Origin of the sequence: Amycolatopsis sp. NPDC059235 (assembly GCF_042754125.1) — a bacterium.
In the GTDB taxonomy this organism is placed as follows: Bacteria; Actinomycetota; Actinomycetes; order Mycobacteriales; family Pseudonocardiaceae; genus Amycolatopsis; species Amycolatopsis albidoflava.
The window spans coordinates 11,372-27,563 of sequence record NZ_JBHZAG010000053.1 but is presented as its reverse complement, the minus strand read 5'-3'; the positions used below and the strand labels follow the sequence as shown (position 1 = coordinate 27,563).

Annotated in this window: 15 protein-coding genes; 10 read left to right on the top strand and 5 right to left on the bottom strand. The window is 69.9% G+C overall.

Going from position 1 to position 16,192, the window contains the following annotated elements; genetic code table 11:
- The first annotated feature begins 108 nt into the window (after positions 1–108).
- The 8 genes from ACFXI3_RS29205 to ACFXI3_RS29170 are packed head-to-tail and all read left to right on the top strand — an operon-like array spanning position 109 to position 9,460.
- Positions 109–756 carry a hypothetical protein gene (locus ACFXI3_RS29205; RefSeq protein ID WP_378403747.1) on the top strand — a complete coding sequence of 216 codons (648 nt, stop codon included), beginning with the start codon at positions 109–111 and terminating at the stop codon, positions 754–756.
- Complete coding sequence (locus ACFXI3_RS29200) at positions 749–2,086, top strand: glutamine synthetase family protein (RefSeq protein WP_378403745.1); 1,338 nt, start codon at positions 749–751, stop codon at positions 2,084–2,086. The genes ACFXI3_RS29205 and ACFXI3_RS29200 overlap by 8 nt, the downstream gene beginning before the upstream one ends.
- A complete protein-coding gene (locus tag ACFXI3_RS29195) occupies positions 2,083–2,862 on the top strand; it encodes a gamma-glutamyl-gamma-aminobutyrate hydrolase family protein (protein WP_378403743.1) in 780 nt (259 codons plus the stop codon). The genes ACFXI3_RS29200 and ACFXI3_RS29195 overlap by 4 nt, the downstream gene beginning before the upstream one ends.
- Entirely contained in the window at positions 2,859–4,415 is a 1,557-nt protein-coding gene (locus tag ACFXI3_RS29190) for an AMP-binding protein (RefSeq protein WP_378403741.1), read from the top strand. The genes ACFXI3_RS29195 and ACFXI3_RS29190 overlap by 4 nt, the downstream gene beginning before the upstream one ends.
- Positions 4,416–4,417: 2 nt before the next feature.
- Positions 4,418–5,170, top strand: coding sequence for an enoyl-CoA hydratase/isomerase family protein (locus tag ACFXI3_RS29185; RefSeq protein WP_378403739.1), 753 nt, complete (start codon positions 4,418–4,420; stop codon positions 5,168–5,170).
- Between the two features lie 31 nt (positions 5,171–5,201).
- On the top strand, positions 5,202–6,299 hold the full coding sequence (locus ACFXI3_RS29180; RefSeq protein ID WP_378403737.1) for a Zn-dependent alcohol dehydrogenase: 1,098 nt from the start codon (positions 5,202–5,204) through the stop codon (positions 6,297–6,299).
- A gap of 25 nt (positions 6,300–6,324) precedes the next feature.
- Positions 6,325–7,788 (top strand): aldehyde dehydrogenase family protein, encoded by a 1,464-nt coding sequence (locus ACFXI3_RS29175; protein ID WP_378403735.1) that lies wholly within the window; start codon positions 6,325–6,327, stop codon positions 7,786–7,788.
- Positions 7,789–7,825: 37 nt separating this feature from the next.
- Entirely contained in the window at positions 7,826–9,460 is a 1,635-nt protein-coding gene (locus tag ACFXI3_RS29170) for an MFS transporter (protein WP_378403733.1), read from the top strand.
- Between the two features lie 28 nt (positions 9,461–9,488).
- Here the strand turns inward: ACFXI3_RS29170 and ACFXI3_RS29165 are convergent, their stop codons facing one another.
- Positions 9,489–10,097: a TetR/AcrR family transcriptional regulator gene (locus tag ACFXI3_RS29165; protein WP_378403731.1), complete on the bottom strand. Its 609-nt coding sequence runs from the start codon at positions 10,095–10,097 to the stop codon at positions 9,489–9,491.
- Between the two features lie 227 nt (positions 10,098–10,324).
- Here ACFXI3_RS29165 and ACFXI3_RS29160 point away from each other — a divergent pair, with 227 nt between their 5' ends.
- A complete protein-coding gene (locus ACFXI3_RS29160; protein WP_378403729.1) occupies positions 10,325–11,017 on the top strand; it encodes a transporter in 693 nt (230 codons plus the stop codon).
- Between the two features lie 35 nt (positions 11,018–11,052).
- Positions 11,053–12,408, top strand: a complete 1,356-nt coding sequence (locus ACFXI3_RS29155) for an NAD(P)/FAD-dependent oxidoreductase (protein ID WP_378403727.1) — start codon at positions 11,053–11,055, stop codon at positions 12,406–12,408.
- A gap of 48 nt (positions 12,409–12,456) precedes the next feature.
- On the opposite strand, the gene ACFXI3_RS29150 is transcribed toward ACFXI3_RS29155, so the two are convergent.
- The 4 genes from ACFXI3_RS29150 to ACFXI3_RS29135 are packed head-to-tail and all read right to left on the bottom strand — an operon-like array spanning position 12,457 to position 16,173.
- Positions 12,457–13,728 carry a nitrate/nitrite transporter gene (locus ACFXI3_RS29150; RefSeq protein ID WP_378403725.1) on the bottom strand — a complete coding sequence of 424 codons (1,272 nt, stop codon included), beginning with the start codon at positions 13,726–13,728 and terminating at the stop codon, positions 12,457–12,459.
- Between the two features lie 30 nt (positions 13,729–13,758).
- Complete coding sequence (locus ACFXI3_RS29145) at positions 13,759–14,604, bottom strand: sugar phosphate isomerase/epimerase family protein (protein ID WP_378403723.1); 846 nt, start codon at positions 14,602–14,604, stop codon at positions 13,759–13,761.
- On the bottom strand, positions 14,601–15,401 hold the full coding sequence (locus tag ACFXI3_RS29140; RefSeq protein ID WP_378403721.1) for an SDR family NAD(P)-dependent oxidoreductase: 801 nt from the start codon (positions 15,399–15,401) through the stop codon (positions 14,601–14,603). Before ACFXI3_RS29140 ends, ACFXI3_RS29145 begins: the two co-directional genes overlap by 4 nt.
- The gene (locus tag ACFXI3_RS29135) at positions 15,394–16,173 is read right to left on the bottom strand and encodes an alpha/beta fold hydrolase (protein WP_378403719.1); all 780 of its coding nucleotides are present in this window, start codon (positions 16,171–16,173) and stop codon (positions 15,394–15,396) included. Before ACFXI3_RS29135 ends, ACFXI3_RS29140 begins: the two co-directional genes overlap by 8 nt.
- Positions 16,174–16,192 lie beyond the last annotated feature (19 nt).

Sequence of the window (16,192 nt, the reverse complement as noted above, 5' to 3'; positions counted from 1 at the left end):
TTGGCCGAGGGGTGTTGACACCGTGTGACCCGTGACTCAGTATCACTGGTCAACTGCCTCAGTCAAATGACTAAGTTCGCTGCGAGCGGGACCTGAAAGGACCGGAAGATGACCAGAGGGAAGCGCGCCGCCGACGCCGCGCGGGTCGAAATCAGGATCGAGGACGACGCCAGTCCGATCGTCCGGCTGATCGGCCGCACGCTGCGCGACGCGCACCGCGCCGGTTACGCCCTGGAGGACCTCAGTCGGACCAGCGGAGTCGTCGCGGTGAAGTCGCACGACACGCCCCAATCGGCCACGATTGCCTTCGGCCCCAAGGGAATCGATGTCTCCAGCGGGGTGCTGGTCGAGCCGGACGCGGTGGTGACGGTCGACCTGAACGGGCGGTTCGCGCCGGCCGCGGAGGCGCTCGGCGACACCGACCTCGCCGCCGGCGTGCTGCACGCGCTCACGCCGCCGGTTCCTCCGTGGCGCGACGGAGCGAAGCGGTTCTGGGAACGCACCAGGACGCTTCCGGGAATGCCCGAGACGCTGGTGGTGGTCACCGAAGGCGAGGGCGGGCTGAAGCAGCTCGTGCTCGGCGAAGGCACCTCGCGCTACCTCATCGCCTCGGATCCCGAGTCGCTCGCGGGCATTTTCTCCGGCGCCGACGACCTTTTCGCCGTTCTCAACGCCGGTGCCCTGGGCTTGCAGGGAACCATGTCGCAGCTGTCGGTCATGGCCGGTGCCTCCTGGAAGGTTCGTTACGATGTCTGAAATCCCGTTGCGCGCCGTGCGCCTCGAAGCGACGAATCACGAGGGCTGTTTCCTCGGCAAGGTCGTCTCGCCCCGGAAGTTCGAGTCCGGCAAGCACACCGGTTTCCCGCACGCGGACCTGCTGTTCGGTCTCGACCTCGGCAACCTGCCCGTCTTCGGGGCGGCGTTCCCCGAATGGCGCGGCCACATCGACGACGTCTACCTGCGGCCGGATCCGTCCACTGTGGTGCGTTGGAAGCCGGGCCTGGACGCGGTGATCGGCGACTACTGGCTGAAGGACGGCCGTCCGGTCCCGCTCTGCCCGCGCAACCTGGTGCGCCGCATGGTGGACCGGCTCGCTCAGCACGGCTACACCGCCACCGTCGCGGTCGAGATCGAGGCGACGGTCTTCGAGGAGTCGATCCACGAGGCGCGCGCCCGCGGGTACCGCGACCTGTCGCCGCTCGGCGGCACCGCGGGCACGGCCTACCACCACGCGAAGTCCAAGGACTGGTCCGAATACCTGCACGCGGTGACCGAGCGCCTCGACGAGGTCGGCATCGTCTGGGAGGCCTGGAACGACGAGGACGCCGCCGGTCAGATCGAGCTCAACATCGCGATGGGCGACCCGGTCAAGGTCGCCGACGACTGGGCGCGCACCCGCCAGGTGATGCGGGAAGTGGCGCACGATCTCGGCCGCAGCGTCACCTTCATGGCCAAGCCCACCGCCGGGTACGGCCAGGCGTCGCACATCAATCTCTCGCTGCAACGCGACGGAGCCAACGCGTTCTACGCCGAGGACGGACCGTCCGAAACCATGCTGCACGCCGTCGGCGGACTGCTGGCGACCATCGCCGGCACCACCTCGATCGTGCTGCCGCAGATCACCTCGTACCGCAGGCTGGTGGACCTCAGCGGACCGCCGGTCACGATCAGCTGGGGCATCAGCAACAAGACCGCCGCGGTGCGCGCGGTCGTCGGCCACCCGGAGTACTCCCGCCTCGAATACCGTCTTCCCGGCGCGGACGCGAACCTCTATCTCGCGCTCGCCGGCGTGCTGGCCGGGGTCATCGCCGGCGTGGAGCAGAAGATCGAGCCGCCGGAGCCGGTCTCCGACATGGCGTGGTGCCTCCCGCCCGGGCTCGGCATCGAGCGGATCCCGGACACCATCACGAAAGCGGCCGCCGCTCTCGACGCCGACGCGAACCTGCGCGAGCTGCTCGGGAACGAGTTCGTCGATTTCTGGGTCGCGTCGCGCCGGTGGGAGTGGCTGGCTTTCCACACCATGGGCGGCGACCCGTTCGCCGAACTCTCCGAGTGGGAGTCGGCCCGCTACTTCGAGCTGCCGTGAGCCCGCACGACGAGAGCCCGCCGCCGCTGATCGGCATCACGGGCAGGCGCTTCCGGCTTTCCCTGATCTCCGGGGCGGACGAGCGGTACGGGAACCGGTGCGCGGACAGTTTCATGGCGGACTTCGCGACCCGGATCGCCGCGGCGGGCGGCCTCCCGGTCCATCTGTCGTACGACACCGACGTGTCGGGGGCGTGCGCGTGGCTGTCCGCGGTCGTGGTGACCGGCGGGCAGGACGTCCACCCGGCGCGCTGGGGCGGCGACCTGTCGGTCGTCCGCGACGTCGACCCGCGGACCGACCCGATGGTCCACGACGCCGAGCGGGACGAGTACGAGATCGCGCTGGTCCGGGCCGCGCTCGAACACCGGATCCCAGTGCTCGCGGTGTGCCGCGGCCTCCAGGTGCTCAACGTCGCGCTGGGCGGCACGCTGATCGCCGACCTGCCCGCCGGACCGGTGGCGCACTTGTCGGCGGAAGCCGCGCCCACCGACGGGACTGCCGAGCATGTCGTGACCTTCGAGCCGGGCTCGACCGCCGCAGGCCTCTTCGGCGCGTCCGCGCGCACCAACTCGTGGCACCACCAGGCGGTCGACTGTTGCGGCTCAGGCCTGGTGGCGACCGGACGGACGAGCGACGGGGTGGTCGAGGCGGTGGAGCTGCCGGGCTCTCCGGTTCTCGGCGTCCAGTGGCATCCGGAGTGGATGGCGGGCAGCGACCCGACGTTCGCCTGGGTCGTCGCCGAGGCCGCCCGCCGGCTGGAGAGGAGTCGCGGGTGAGCATCGAGCGGATGGGGGAGGACCCGCCGGTCCCGACGCTGACTCAGTTGCTGGCGCACCGGGCCGGGGACGCGGGCGACCGGGAGTTCCTGCGGTTCGCCGAAGGATCCTGGACGTTCGGCGAGATCGACGCCTGGACCTCGCGGCTGGCGCACCGGCTGATCGAGGTCGACGGCGTCCGCCCGGGCGACCGGGTCGCGATCATGCTCCCGAACGTCGTCCACTGGCCGGTGGTGTGGCTCGCCGCGCTGAAGGCGGGCGCGGTCGTCGTCCCGGTCAATTGCTCCTACCGGCGCGCGGATCTCGCCTTCGTGCTGCGCGACTCGGGCGCCCGGATCGTCTTCACAGACGCCGAGCGGGCCGGGCTGGTGGCCGAGGTGCGAGTGGCGGACGACGCGCTCGCGGGCGTCGGCGTGATCGACGTGGCCGGCGACGGCTCGGAGTCGTTTTCCGCACAGGCACCGCGGATTCCGGCGGAAGCGGAGACACTGGCGAACCTGCAGTACACCTCGGGCACCACTGGATTCCCGAAGGCGTGCATGCTCACCCACGACTACTGGTTGCGGCTGGGCTGGGTCTGCGCGGGTGCGACGGGACTCGGCACCGAGGACGTCATCCTTACCGCGCAACCGTATTCCTACATGGATCCACAATGGAACACCGCGCTGGCGCTGACTGTCGGCGCGCCGCTGGTGGTGCTGCCGCGGTTCTCCGCGTCGACCTTCATGGCCGACGTCCGCCGCCACGGCGTCAGCTTCTTCTACGTCCTCGGGTCGATGCCGACGTTGCTGTTCAAACAACCGCCGACGCCTGAGGACCGCGACAACCGGCTGCGGATGGTGTTCTGCTCGGGGATTCCCGTTGCCCTCCACGGACAATTGGAGGAGCGATGGGGCGCCCCGTGGCGGGAGATCTACGGGATGACGGAGTCCGGTGTGGACTTGTTCAGCCCGCTCGGCGAAGCCGTGGGCACCGGAAGCTTGGGCGGTCCGGTGCCCACCAAGCACCTCCGCGTCGTCGCCCCCGACGGCGCTGAGGCGCCGGACGGCGAACCAGGCGAGCTGGTCGTCGCGGGAAAGCCGATGATGACGGGCTACTGGAACCGTCCCGACGCCACCGAAGCGGTGCTGCGCGACGGCTGGCTGCACACCGGAGACCTCGTCGTCCGCAGTCCCGGCGGAGGCCTCCGGTTAGTCGGGCGGATCAAGGACATGGTGCGCCGGGGCGGCGAGAACGTCGCGTGCGCGGAGGTCGAGGCTGCGCTGGAACGCGACGACCGGGTGGTCGCCGCCGCGGTGGTCGCCGTGCCCGACGAGGTTCTCGGCGAGGAGGTCAAGGCGTTTCTCCAGCTGCGCAACGGAATCGCGGTGGAGCGCAGGACAGCCGAGCGCATCCTCGGGCAAGCAGGCGCCCAGCTCGCCCGCTTCAAGGTGCCGCGTTACGTCGAGTTCGTGGACGGCTTCCCCCGCACCCCGTCCGAGCGCGTGTCCAAGCCTGCGTTGCGGGAACGCGACCCAGGCGTCACCTACGACTTCTCGCCCCGAAGGAGCTAGCCATGTCTGCCGAGCAGTTCCTCGACGTCGAGGTCGTCCGCGAGGTCGCCGTCGTGACCTTCAACCGTCCCGAGAAGCTCAACGTGCTCACTGTGGACACTCGGCTCCGGCTCGCGGCGCTGATCCGCGAACTCGGCACCGGCGAGACGGTGCGCGGCATCGTGCTCACCGGTGCCGGACGCGCCTTCTCCGCCGGAGAGGATCTCCGCCATGCGCCGACCACCGACGCCGAAATCCGCCAAGCCTTCGAGAGCTTCCACGACATCACCCGCGCGATCCTGTCGACGCGAGTGCCGGTCGTCGCGGCCGTCAACGGCATCGCCGTCGGCGGCGCCTCGGAGATCACGCTTTGCTGCGACGCACGCATCGGCACGGCGGCGACCGAGTACTACCAGCCGGAAAACGGCCGGGGACTCACGATTTCCAACGCGTCGAGCGTGCTGCTGCGCCGCCTGGCCGGCAACCACGCGATGCGCCTGGTGCTCGGGTCTCCGCGGATCGGCGCCGAGGAAGCACTCCGGATCGGCCTGCTCGACGAACTGGCCGAACCCGCGGCACTGCTCGACCGCGCGATCGACACCGTTCGCGAGTGGACCCCGGAGGGCAACACGACGGCTCTTCACCTCGCTCTCCTGCGCCCGCAAGCCGAAGAGGTCGAAGCCGCCTTCGCTCGCGAGGACGAGGCAGCGCGTGCCGCCTGGCGCAGCGGCGCCCTCAGCGCAGGCGTCGAGGCCTTCTGGTCCTCCCGCGCCTGACCCCGACTACGACTCCAGAGGAGGCGGCCGCATGATCGAAACCCGCGCCGCAGTACTGACCGAAATCAACCGCCCGCTCGAACTGCTCGACATCCGGGTGGACGACCCGGAACCGCACGAGGTGCGGATCGCGGTCGCCAATGTCGGCCTGTGCCACAGCGACTTGCACTACATGACAGGCACGGTGCCCACCGAAATCCCGGTGGTGCTCGGCCACGAGGTGGCCGGTGTCGTGGAAGCCGTCGGGCCGGCCGTCACCGGGCTGCGCCCAGGCGACCGGGTCGCCGGAGCGCTGACCCCGTCGTGCGGTCTGTGCGCCAACTGCGACGCGGGCCGGTCGACGCAATGCCTGCGGATCGACGAGATCCGTCGCCGCCCGCGGCCGGCGTTCCAGTTCGCCGACGGCGCGCCGATCGCGAGGCTGGGCGACATCGGCGCCTTCTCCCAGCACGTCCTGATGCGGGAGAACGCGCTCGTCAAGCTGCCGGACGACGTCCCGCTGCACGTGGCCTGCCTGCTGTCGTGCTGCGTCGTCACCGGCGTCGGCGCCGTGTTCCGCGCGGCACGGCTGCGCCCGGGCAGCACCGCCGCGGTCATCGGCTGCGGCGGCGTCGGCTCGGCCATCATCCAGGGCGCCCGGCTGGCCGGCGCGTCCGCGATCGTCGCCATCGACCTTGACGACGAACGGCTCGAAGCCGCCCGCGGCTACGGTGCCACCCACGTCATCAACGGCGGCGTCGGCGACACAGTGGCGGAGTTGCACCGCCAGCTCGGCGACGGCGTCGACTACGCCTTCGAAGCAGTCGGCTCGGCTGGCACCGCCGCGACCGCTCTCGCGCTGGTGCGTCCCGCGGGCACGGCCTGTCTGGTCGGCATCGCCCCGGCCGGCGCCGAGATCAGCGTGCCCGCCCTGGATTTCTTCTTCCAAGAGAAGCGGCTCATCGGCTCCTATATGGGCTCGGGCCAGGCCCGCGAGGACATCGCGCAGTTCGCCCGCCTCTACCGGCAGGGCCGGCTGCTGCTCGACGAGATGGTCAGCCAGGTCATCCCGTTCGCCGAGATCGCCAAGGGCTTCGAGGCGATGACGTCCGGCGCGGTCACCCGCGTCGTCGTCGACCTGCAGTCCTGACCAACCCCGAACCGAGGTGAACGCTATGCCGCGCAACGGAATCACGGTGCCCCAGCCGGTCAACTACATCGCCGGAGAATGGAGCGAATGCGCGACCGCCGGGGGCGCGTGGAACGTCGACCCCAACACACGCGAGCCCGTCTACCGGCTCGCCACCACCGCGCCGGAGGACCTCGAACGCGCCCTGCGCTATGCCGAGCAGGCGTACGACGTCGGCCGGTGGGACGAGGAAGCCCGGCACGAACGGGCCGAGATGCTGGAGCGGGCGGCCGCGATCGCGGAGAGCCGCGTCGAGGACATCGCCCGCACGGACGCGCTCACCAGCGGAACACCGATCAGCGTCACCCGCACTGTCGCGGCGTTCCTCCCGTACCGGATCCGCGCGGCCGCAGCCGATCTGGTGGCCATCCCGCGCGTGACGGCATTGGCTGCCGACGGGCGGGACGTGCGGCTCTACAAGGTCCCGTGGGGCCCGGCCGCGATCCTCACTCCTTGGAACGGACCGAGTTTCATCCCCGCCGCCAAGGTGACCAGTGCGATCGCCGCGGGCTGCCCGGTCCTCCTGAAACCCTCCGAGCACGCGCCGTCGAGCGCACAGATCGTCGTCGAGTGCTTCGTCGAGGCAGGCCTGCCCCGGGGCGCGCTGCAGCTCGTGCACGGAGCAGGTGACGTCGGCGCGCGGCTTACCGCCGACCCGCGGATCAAGATCGTGTCCTTCACCGGAGGACCCGGTGCGGGCCGGGCCATCGCGCGCGCCGCGGCCGAGGATTTCAAGGTGCTGCAACTGGAACTCGGCGGCAACAACCCGGTCGTCGTGCTCGACGACGCGGACCTGGATGGCACCGCCGACGGGATCCTGGAGGGGATGACCAAACTCAACGGCCAGTGGTGCGAGGGACCGGGAAAGGTCCTCGCGCCCCGGTCGATGGTCGATCCCTTGCGGGAAGCCCTCACCGAGCGGATCGCCAAACTGGTCGTCGGCCATTCCCTTGACGAGGATTCGCAGGTCGGCCCGATCTCGAACGAACCGCATTTCCGCACCTTGGCGAACCGGATCGCGGGATTGCGCGACCTCGGGGCGAGCATCCACCAGCCCGCGCGGCTGCCGGACCTCGGCGGCTTCTTCCTTTCCCCGGCCGTCGCCGCCGGAGCCGACCCGGCCCGCGCCACGGCGGAGCTGTTCGGCCCGCTCGTCTCCCTGCACGGCGTCGACTCCGTCGAGGAGGCGCTGCGGATCGCCAACGCCGCACCGTCCGGTTTGGACGCTTACGTCTTCGGCTCCGACACCGACCGCGCGATCGAGGTGGGCTCCCGCATCGTCGCCGGGGAGGTGCGGGTCAACGGCGCGAAGATCGCCGATCTCGGCGACGGCTCCGCGCAGAGCTTCTGGGGCCCGGCCGGAATCGGCGGCCACGGCCCGGCCGAGTCGGTGCGGGTCTTCTGCGGAGACCGCGTCGTCGGCGTGGACAGCCACGGCCTCCCGTTGTGAATCCCTCGCCCCTGCCCAAAAAGCTTGGAGAACACCCATGCAGATCGAAGTAGCGCTCGCCCAGGTGCGGGCATTGGAGGGCACGCGGCGGGCCAGCCGTACGGCTCTCCTCGCGGTCGCCGCCCTGCTGGCCACCGTGACCAACGCGGTGTCGTTCATGGTGCCGCCGTTGCTCCCGGTCATCACCACGAGCTACGCGCACAACTCCGTGAGCGCCGCGGTCTGGATCCTGGCCGCGCTGACTTTGGGCGGCGGCGCGGGATTCGTGCTCATCCCGCGGCTGACCGACATGCTGAGCGACCGGTCGATCGCGCTGCTCGCCGGCGGTTTCCTGGCCGGCGGCGCGCTCGTGGCGGCAGTCGTCGACACCTATCCGGCGCTGGTCGTCGGCTCCGCGCTGCTGGGCTTCGGCAGCGCCGCGCAATTCGTGCCGCTCAGCTTCCTGCGCCGTTACCTGCGTGGCAAGGGAATCTCCACAGCGGTCATGGTGCTGATCATGGCCACCGGCAGCGGCGTGGTGCTGGGCATGGTCGGCGGAGGCGTCTCCGTGCGGATCTGGTCGTTGCCGTCCCGCCTCAACCCCGACGGCACCGTGCCTGCCCTTTCGCTCGCACCGTTCTACTTCGTGCTCGCGGTGCTGTTCGCGCTGACCACGATCGCGCTGCTGGTCGTCGTCCCGAATTCGACGCCGCGGGCCAAGGGCCGGCTCGGCGTCGGCAACACGCTGTGGCTCATCGGCTGGGTTTCGTTGATCCTGCTGGCTCTCAGCGCACCGCCGGACGGCGCGATCGGCCAGAACGCCACCGCGATCCTGCTCGTCGGCGTCCTCGCGGCGGCCGGATGGGTCTTCGCCGAGCGACGGGTCAAGGCGCCGGTCTTCGACATCGATGTGCTGCGCACGCCGTACGTCACCACCGCCTGCGCCTCCGCCGGGCTTTTCGGGTGCATCGACGCCGCGTTCCTGGTGCTGTCCAACTATTACGCCCAGACGGTGAACGGCCTGCCGCTGTCCGCGGACGGAGGCAAGACCGGATGGTCGCGTGAGTTCGCGGAGTACGGCCTGGGCTTCGACCCGCTCACCACGAGCCTGATCCTGCTGCCGTTCGCGCTGACCATGTTCATCAGCGGCAAGTACTCCGAGAAGCTCATCGCCCGCGGCCGTCCGGAGATCATCTTGATCGGCGGCGCCGCCGCCTGCGGGGCCGGCCTGCTCTTCCTCGGGCTCGCCCACGACCAGGCGTGGCACTACGCCGTCGCGTCCGGGATCATCGGCCTCGGCAGTCGGGCCGGCTACAGCGCGGCGTTCTCGATTCCGCAGTTCGTCGTGCCGGAGACGAAATCCGGGATGGCCGCGGGGATGCCGGGCACGATGATGGCGATCGGGATCGCGGTCGGGGCGGCGGTCGTCACGATCGTGCTGAACGGGTCGGGGTTCGTCTACCATTCGGTCGACGTCGCCGGAATGCTGGCCGGCACGGTCGATCCGGCGTCGGTGGACCTCAAGACCTCGGACTACCTGCTCGAGGGATCGCACATCCCGAGCGCCGACGCCTTCACCACGACTTTCTATGTCACGCTGGTCTTCCCGGCGCTGGTCGTTCTGGCGACGGCGCTGTCCCGCGCCCGGCGCACGGGCGGCTTCAAGCGGGTGCTCGAAGGGCACGCCGCCTGATGCCTCCCGCAGTCCCGAGCGCCGGGATTCACCCCGCGATGGACGCGGAGCCCAGCCGGGCCGCCAGCCAGCTTTCGAGCAGGGCGTCCGCGATCTTCATCTGCTGCTCGGCGAGAGCGCGGTCGCCGTAGGTGATCCAGCCGACGGCGAAACCGTCCGACACGCAGGCGATCGCCGAGGCGAGCTCGTTGATCGTCTCGTCGTCCACCGGGCGGTCGCCGGCCGCGGCCCGCAGCGCGGAGCGCGCTCCCTCGAGCGCCCGGTCGAACAGTTCGATCCCGCGGTCCCCGTGCTGCCGCCGCGCCCAGTTGATGAGCTCCAGCGCCGAAATGGCGAAGCTCGGCGACTCGACGTAGTACTCCATGGTGTCGCGCAGGATCTTGCGGGCCGTCTCCTCCACGGTGGCCTGCGGGTCGATCGTCGCGGCCAGGGTGCGGAACTTGCCGACCACGAATTCGTAGACGTCGGCGAAGAGGTCCTCTTTCGAGTCGTAGCAGTAATGCACCATCGCCAGGTTCGCGTTCGCCTGTTCGGCGATCCGCCGGGTGGTCGCCCCGTCGATGCCGTGCGTCGCGATGACCTCGACGGCGGCCTTGACGAAGTCCTGGCGCCGCTGCGCCGCGGAGATCCGTGCCACGAGCCCTCCCCTGGGGACGAGATGCGCCGCGAAGTTGGACGCTTGTTTAAGTCAGCGCGAGCTTACCAGTGCCCGGACGGCGGCGAGGCGAATCGATCCGGAGCCGCGACCAGAAGTTAGTCAAACATCTTGAACAGATGACTAAGTTTGTCGTACCGTATGAGCGCCATCACACGAGCGAGCCGCCTCCGCCGCGGCACGAGGGCACGATCTAAGGACTCGATGACATGAAAGAGCTGCTCTTCCTGCTGGCCGATTTGTGGATGATGTTCGCCGGCTTCTTCTGCGGCTGGAAGCTCCTCCGCACCTACTCCAACTACCTGCTCGGCCTGGAGTGGATCATCGTCGCCACGTCCGGCACGAATTTCCTGGTCTGGTCGCTGCTCGGGGGCGACGACGGCAGTTTCCTTTACACCGTCGCGTATTTCTTCGACGCGTTCTCGCGCTCGGTCGGCATCACCCTCATCCTGGTGATGGGCCTGATGCGGGTGACGCGCCGGTACAAGCCTTCGCTGGCCGCCGACATCGGGGCCTTCGCCGTGGCCATCGCCGCCGGGGCGTACTTGCAGCAGTTCCGCGGCGAGCACCTGTACGTCGGCCCCGCGACCTTCTACGTCGTCGTCAACATCCTCACGACGGTGTTCCTCGCCTACTTCTCGTGGCGGCTTTGGAAGGCCGGGGCCACCGGCCTGGCCGTCGGCGCCGGCCTCGCCACCGCGGCCGGCACCGCGATCGCGCTGATGTACGACTTCTTCCCGTTCCCGGACGACCAGCACCGCACGGTCTTCTACATCCTGGCGCTCGGCACGTGGGGGACCCAGCTCTTCGTCTACTTCCGCAGCTACCGCGCCCTGCACGAGCACAACGTCCGGACCGGCCTCGAGCCCGCGTCCGGCCAGCGCAGCGCCAGCTCGGTCTGAACCGCCGACCATCGCATCGACCAGGAGAAGCTCCGATGAAAACCGACAACGTCGAGTACCGCACCTTCAGCGGCTGGGTCGACCCGCCCGCCGACGTCCGCCCGGCCTTGGCCGAGGACATCACCTGCGGAGTCGCGGTCGTCGGCGGCGGCATCAACGGCATGTCGACCGCGCTGCGGCTGACCGAACGCGGCCACGACGTGGTGCTGCTGGAGTCGCGGTTCTGCGGGCACGGCTCCAGTTCGCGCAACGCCGGTCAGCTGGCCGGTGCCCCCGGCGGCGACCTGCAGCTGCTGAACCTGTTGTCGCGCAAGAGGATGCCCGGCATGATGCGGCTCGCCGAGCGCGCCGCCCGCCACGTCGAGGACTTCATCGCCAAACACGACATCGACTGCGACTACGAGGCCACCGGCAACGCCTTCGCCGCAGTCTCGCGCGGGCAGATGGGCCGGGTGCGGCGGGTGGCGAAAATCGTCGCCCGCGCCGGCGGTCACGTCGAGGTCGGCACGAGCGAGGAACTCGGGATCCCGCGCGGTTTCGTAGGCGGCCTGCGCGAGGTGATCGGCGGCATGATGAACCCCGGCAAGTTCAGCCTGGGCATGCGCCGGATTCTCCTCGACTCGCCCGCCCGCGTCTTCGAGCGGACGAAGGTCGCCGACGTCCGGCACGACGGCGCCCAGACAGTCCTCACCACCCCGCGCGGCCGGGTCCGCGCGGACAAGGTAGTGCTGGCCACGAACGCCTTCGCGGGGGAGTGGGACATCACGCCCCGGCACCTGTCGGTCCCGATCTACGTGGCCGAGGCGGAAACGGAACCCATCGACCCCGACCGGCTGGCCGAGCTGGGCTGGACCAGCCGGATGGGCCTCGTCACCCAGCACGCCATCATGGAGAACTACCGGCTCACGCCGCGCAACACCGTCGTGTTCGGCGTGCGGCGCCTCGAACGCGGAACCAGCTATCCGCTGCCCGAAAAATCCCCGGACCCCGGGCTGGTCGAGGAACTCGCCAGCGCCTTCGCGACGCGTTTCCCGTCGCTGGCGGACCTCTCGATCGAGCGAGCCTGGGGCGGATGGATCGCCATCACGTCTTCCTGGCTTCCCCTCGCGGGCCGGATCGGGGACGACATCTACTACTCGATCGCCTGCAACGGCCACGGCCTGGCGCAGGCGCCGTACGTGGGCACCCTCATCGCCGACGCGATCATCGACGGCGAGCGGCACGAGGATCTGCGGACGGTGTGGGCGGCGAAGCCGAAGTTCCCGCGACCGATGATGATGGGCAGGCTCGGACTGCGCACCATCTGGGCGGTCGACCGCTTCAACGACCTGGTCAACGGCAGCAGGCGCAACGCCCGGCGAGGCGCGCCCGCGCGGAGCGGAGTGCGGTGAACCTGGCTCCACCGCAGGGGTTTCCGAGACAATGCAGCTGTCCCGGTCTCAAAGGCTGACTGCGCTCGATGACCCGGCGGCATCGTCGGAGCGGCGGTCTACCTGCTCGCGGATCGGAATGAGCAGCAGAACCCCTAGCAGCGGCCCGATCGCCAGGACGCCGAAAGCCAGGAACAGCGAGCCGGTCGCGCTGAAGACGGCGCCGACGGCGATCGGTGCGAATACGCCGCCCAGTTGCCAGGCCGTGTTGGCGAGGCCGAAGGCGCCTCCGACGAAGCGCGGGTCGGCGTACTGCGGGACGGTCGAGTTGGTCAGCACCGTGTAGCCGTACACGCCCAACCCGAGAAGCGGGGCGAGGATCAGCAGGACGGTGTAGTCGCGCACCAGGCCGAAGACGACCAGGATGAGCACGAAGTACCCGCTCAGGATCATCAGGTGCGCCTTGCGGGTGCCGCGCAGGCGGTCGGACAGGAAGCCGACCAGGGGTTTGACGCCGATCGCGGTGGTGCTGACGATGACCATGACCAGCGCGGCCTTTCCCGCCGAGAGCCCGAGCGATTTCACCATCAGGGAGTTGCCCCAGGCCAGGAACCCCAGGGTGGCCCACTGCATGCCGAGTCCGGCGGCGGCGAGCGACATCAGGTTGCGGTTCTTGAGCATCGCCGCGAAGCCGAGGCGTCCGCCCGGTTCTGCCGGCTCGGCCGAGCCGGGCGGGTTGTTGCGCAGCAGGACCCAGCAGACCACGCCGGCCACGACGGTGAGCACGCCGAACAGGTAGTAGACCCCGTTCCAGTCCAGCCGCGCCATGAGCGCGGGGATGGAGGCGTTGGCGAGCACGCTGCCGAACGCGGTCGCGGTGATGTACAGCCCGAACGCGGTCCCGCGCTCGCGCGGCGGGAACCAGCGGCTGAGCAGCTTCGTGAAGGACGCGACATCGGCGCCGCTGACCAGCCCGATGAGGACCTGGATCGCGATGCCCACGCCGAGGTTGCGCACGGTGCCGAAGGCGAACGTCAGCACTCCCGCCAGTACAAGGGAAATCCCCACGGCGAGGCGGCCGCCGATCAGGTCCGCGACGATTCCGCCGGGGATGTTGGTGACCACGTACCCGATGGACATCGCGGTCGCGAAGATCCCCAGCTGGGCCACGGACAGCCCGATGGAATGCGAAGCGTCGACCGCGACCACGGACCAGGCCGTGCGGTTGAGGTAGATCAGGGTGTAGGCCAGCCAGCACACGGCGAGGATCACCCACCGGTAGCGGGATGCTTTCGCGACCAGGGGCGCGGCGGTGTCCGATGCGGACTTTGTCGCATCCATTGTGGACCTCCTTGTCCAGTAACGGGAAGCTCAGTGCAGCAGGCCCCACTCGCGGAGCTGTGCCGCGTTGTGGTGCAGGGTCGCGACGGGCGGGCGGTCCAGGCTCATGTCCTCGACCGAGACCCAGCCGGGGTAACCGCGTCGGTCGATGAGGCCGAGTACCTGGCGGACGTCGACCTCGCCGTCCTCGAGCGGAGTCCACCCGGCCTGCCAGCCGCCGCCCGGCGAGCGGAAGTGCGCGGCGTTCTTCAGGTGCACGTGTCCGAGATAGCCGCCGAGCAGGTCGAGCGCGATCTCGTGCGCCTCGTAGCCTTCGAAGACGAGATTGCCGAGGTCGTAGATGACCCCGACGTGCGCGGGGTCGAAGCGCGAGACCACCCGGTGCGCGAGGGAGGCGCTGGGGCAGATGGTGTTGTGGTGGATCTCCAGCAGAGCGCGGATTCCGGCCGCTCTCGCGGCGGTCTCGATTTCCCCGAAGAACGCGACGGTGCGCTCGAACAGGTCCGAATAGGACTGTCCCGTTCGGGAGATTCGCGGTGCCTGCAACCGGATTTGCGGAGCGCCGGCAGCGTTCGCCAGGTCGCACGCGAGCCGGAGCATCTCGGTGTCGCCGACCTCGAGGTAGGGTGCCAGGCCGATTACGTCGAGTCCTGCCGCGCGCGTGTCGCGGGCGACTGACTCGGCCGTGGGCAGGTCCAGCGGGAGGGTGGCGCGGTGGCCGACCAGGTACGGATGCGCGGGCTTGGGGTCTCGGATGCTGCCGGGGCGCGGCTCGACCCGCCATTCGATCCCGGCGAAACCCGCTGCGCGAACCTGGGCGATGCACTCGGGAATGTCCACTGTGGGCAGGCAGATCGTCGCGACGCCGAACTTCACGGCAGGGCCGCGTGTTCGACGGCGAGCGGGGTCTGGGGGAGCGGGGCGAGCTGCGCGCCGCCGCATACGTGCAGGACCTCGCCGGTGATGAACGACGCCGCGGGCGAGGCCAGGAAGGCGACGGCTTCGGCGACGTCCCGGGGTTCCGCCATCCGCGGCATCGGCGTGATGGCCTGGTACTCGGCGGTGAGGCGCCGGATCTGCTCGTCGTCGCGGTCGTAGGCGGTGAAGTCGGACCGGATGAAGCTGGGCGCGACCGCGTTCGCGGTGACGTTGTGCTTCGCGAGTTCGGTGGCGAAGGAGCGGGTCAGCCCGACGAGCCCGGCTTTCATAGCGGTGTAGGCGACCGGCCCGCCGGAAACCCAGTTGCGCGAGGCGATGTTGACCACCGCGCCGCCGTGTTGCGCCTTGAAGAACTCCAGCGCCCTGCTGACGAGGAACGCCGGGCCGCGCAGGTTCACCTCGCTCATGAGATCCCAGTCGTCCGCCGACAGCTCGGCGAGCGTGGAGCGGCGGTTCACGGCCGCGTTGTTGACGATGACGTCGATCCGGCCGAAGCGCCTGCCCACGTCCGCGACCAGGGCCTCGATCGACTCGACGGACCCGAGATCCGCGGCGATGCCGACCGCGGGCGGGGCGAACCTGGCGCGCAGATCCGCGGCGGTCGCGGCGGCCGCACCCGACTTGACGTCGGCCACCACGACGGCGACGCCGTCTTCGAGCAGGCGTTCGGCGATGGCAGTGCCCAGTTTTCCCGCGGCTCCGGTGACAATGGCGACACGGCGGGGTTCAGTCATGGTGTGCTTCCTTCTTTTCCGCGGGGGACAGGAACTCGGCGATCGCGGCCACCACGTCGCCGGGGTGCTCGTGGTGCGTCCAATGCCCGCCCGGCAGGACTTCGACCGTGGCACCGGAGAGGAACTCGCGGGCTAGGCGGGCGCGTTCGTCGTTTCGGTAGATCGCGAGCAGCGGTACGGGAAAACCGGCGAAGAACTGCTTCGCCTGAGAGCGGAAATGCAGCGCCTCCGCGCCGAAAGCGAATTCGATGAACAGGTCGCGGACCGCCTCGGGCGCGGCCGCGACCTGGTCGCCGGTGCCGGGGAGCGCCGGGCACGGGCCGTGGTCGGCGAAGTGTTCCCGGGCGACCGCAACGGGATCCTCGCGCCGGAGCCGCTCGGCGATCGCTTCGATGCGGGCTCGATCGTGGTCCGGAAGTCCGAACGCCGGGTCGATCACGACCAGCCCGGCCACCGATTCCGGCGCCTGCCGGGCGAGGAAGGCGGCCACCTCGCTGCCCGCGGAATGAGCGACCAGCACCACCCGGCCGAGACCGAGCCGGTCCACCAGCGCGCGCACGTCCGCGGCCACGTGCGGCAGCCGCATGTCCGGCCCCGGCCCGGACTCGCCGTGCCCGCGCAGGTCGACGAGCACGACCGGAGCGATCCGTTGCAGGCCAGGCAGAACGGGATGCCAATCCGAGCGCGAGCGTGCCCAGCCGTGGACGAGCACGAAGACGAACGGGGCTTGCTCCGGCCCTGGCAACTGCTCGAAAGCCAACTCGACGGTCATCGCTTCCTCTCCGCTCGTC

What these genes read in the sequence shown, in the direction of transcription:
- ACFXI3_RS29155 (WP_378403727.1), top strand. Translation starts at nt 11,053, where the DNA reads ATGAAAACCGACAACGTCGAGTACCGCACCTTCAGCGGCTGGGTCGAC.
- ACFXI3_RS29205 (WP_378403747.1), top strand. Translation starts at nt 109, where the DNA reads ATGACCAGAGGGAAGCGCGCCGCCGACGCCGCGCGGGTCGAAATCAGG.
- ACFXI3_RS29160 (WP_378403729.1), top strand. Translation starts at nt 10,325, where the DNA reads ATGAAAGAGCTGCTCTTCCTGCTGGCCGATTTGTGGATGATGTTCGCC.
- ACFXI3_RS29200 (WP_378403745.1), top strand. Translation starts at nt 749, where the DNA reads ATGTCTGAAATCCCGTTGCGCGCCGTGCGCCTCGAAGCGACGAATCAC.
- ACFXI3_RS29135 (WP_378403719.1), bottom strand. Translation starts at nt 16,173, where the DNA reads ATGACCGTCGAGTTGGCTTTCGAGCAGTTGCCAGGGCCGGAGCAAGCC.
- ACFXI3_RS29150 (WP_378403725.1), bottom strand. Translation starts at nt 13,728, where the DNA reads ATGGATGCGACAAAGTCCGCATCGGACACCGCCGCGCCCCTGGTCGCG.
- ACFXI3_RS29170 (WP_378403733.1), top strand. Translation starts at nt 7,826, where the DNA reads ATGCAGATCGAAGTAGCGCTCGCCCAGGTGCGGGCATTGGAGGGCACG.
- ACFXI3_RS29175 (WP_378403735.1), top strand. Translation starts at nt 6,325, where the DNA reads ATGCCGCGCAACGGAATCACGGTGCCCCAGCCGGTCAACTACATCGCC.
- ACFXI3_RS29180 (WP_378403737.1), top strand. Translation starts at nt 5,202, where the DNA reads ATGATCGAAACCCGCGCCGCAGTACTGACCGAAATCAACCGCCCGCTC.
- ACFXI3_RS29185 (WP_378403739.1), top strand. Translation starts at nt 4,418, where the DNA reads ATGTCTGCCGAGCAGTTCCTCGACGTCGAGGTCGTCCGCGAGGTCGCC.
- ACFXI3_RS29140 (WP_378403721.1), bottom strand. Translation starts at nt 15,401, where the DNA reads ATGACTGAACCCCGCCGTGTCGCCATTGTCACCGGAGCCGCGGGAAAA.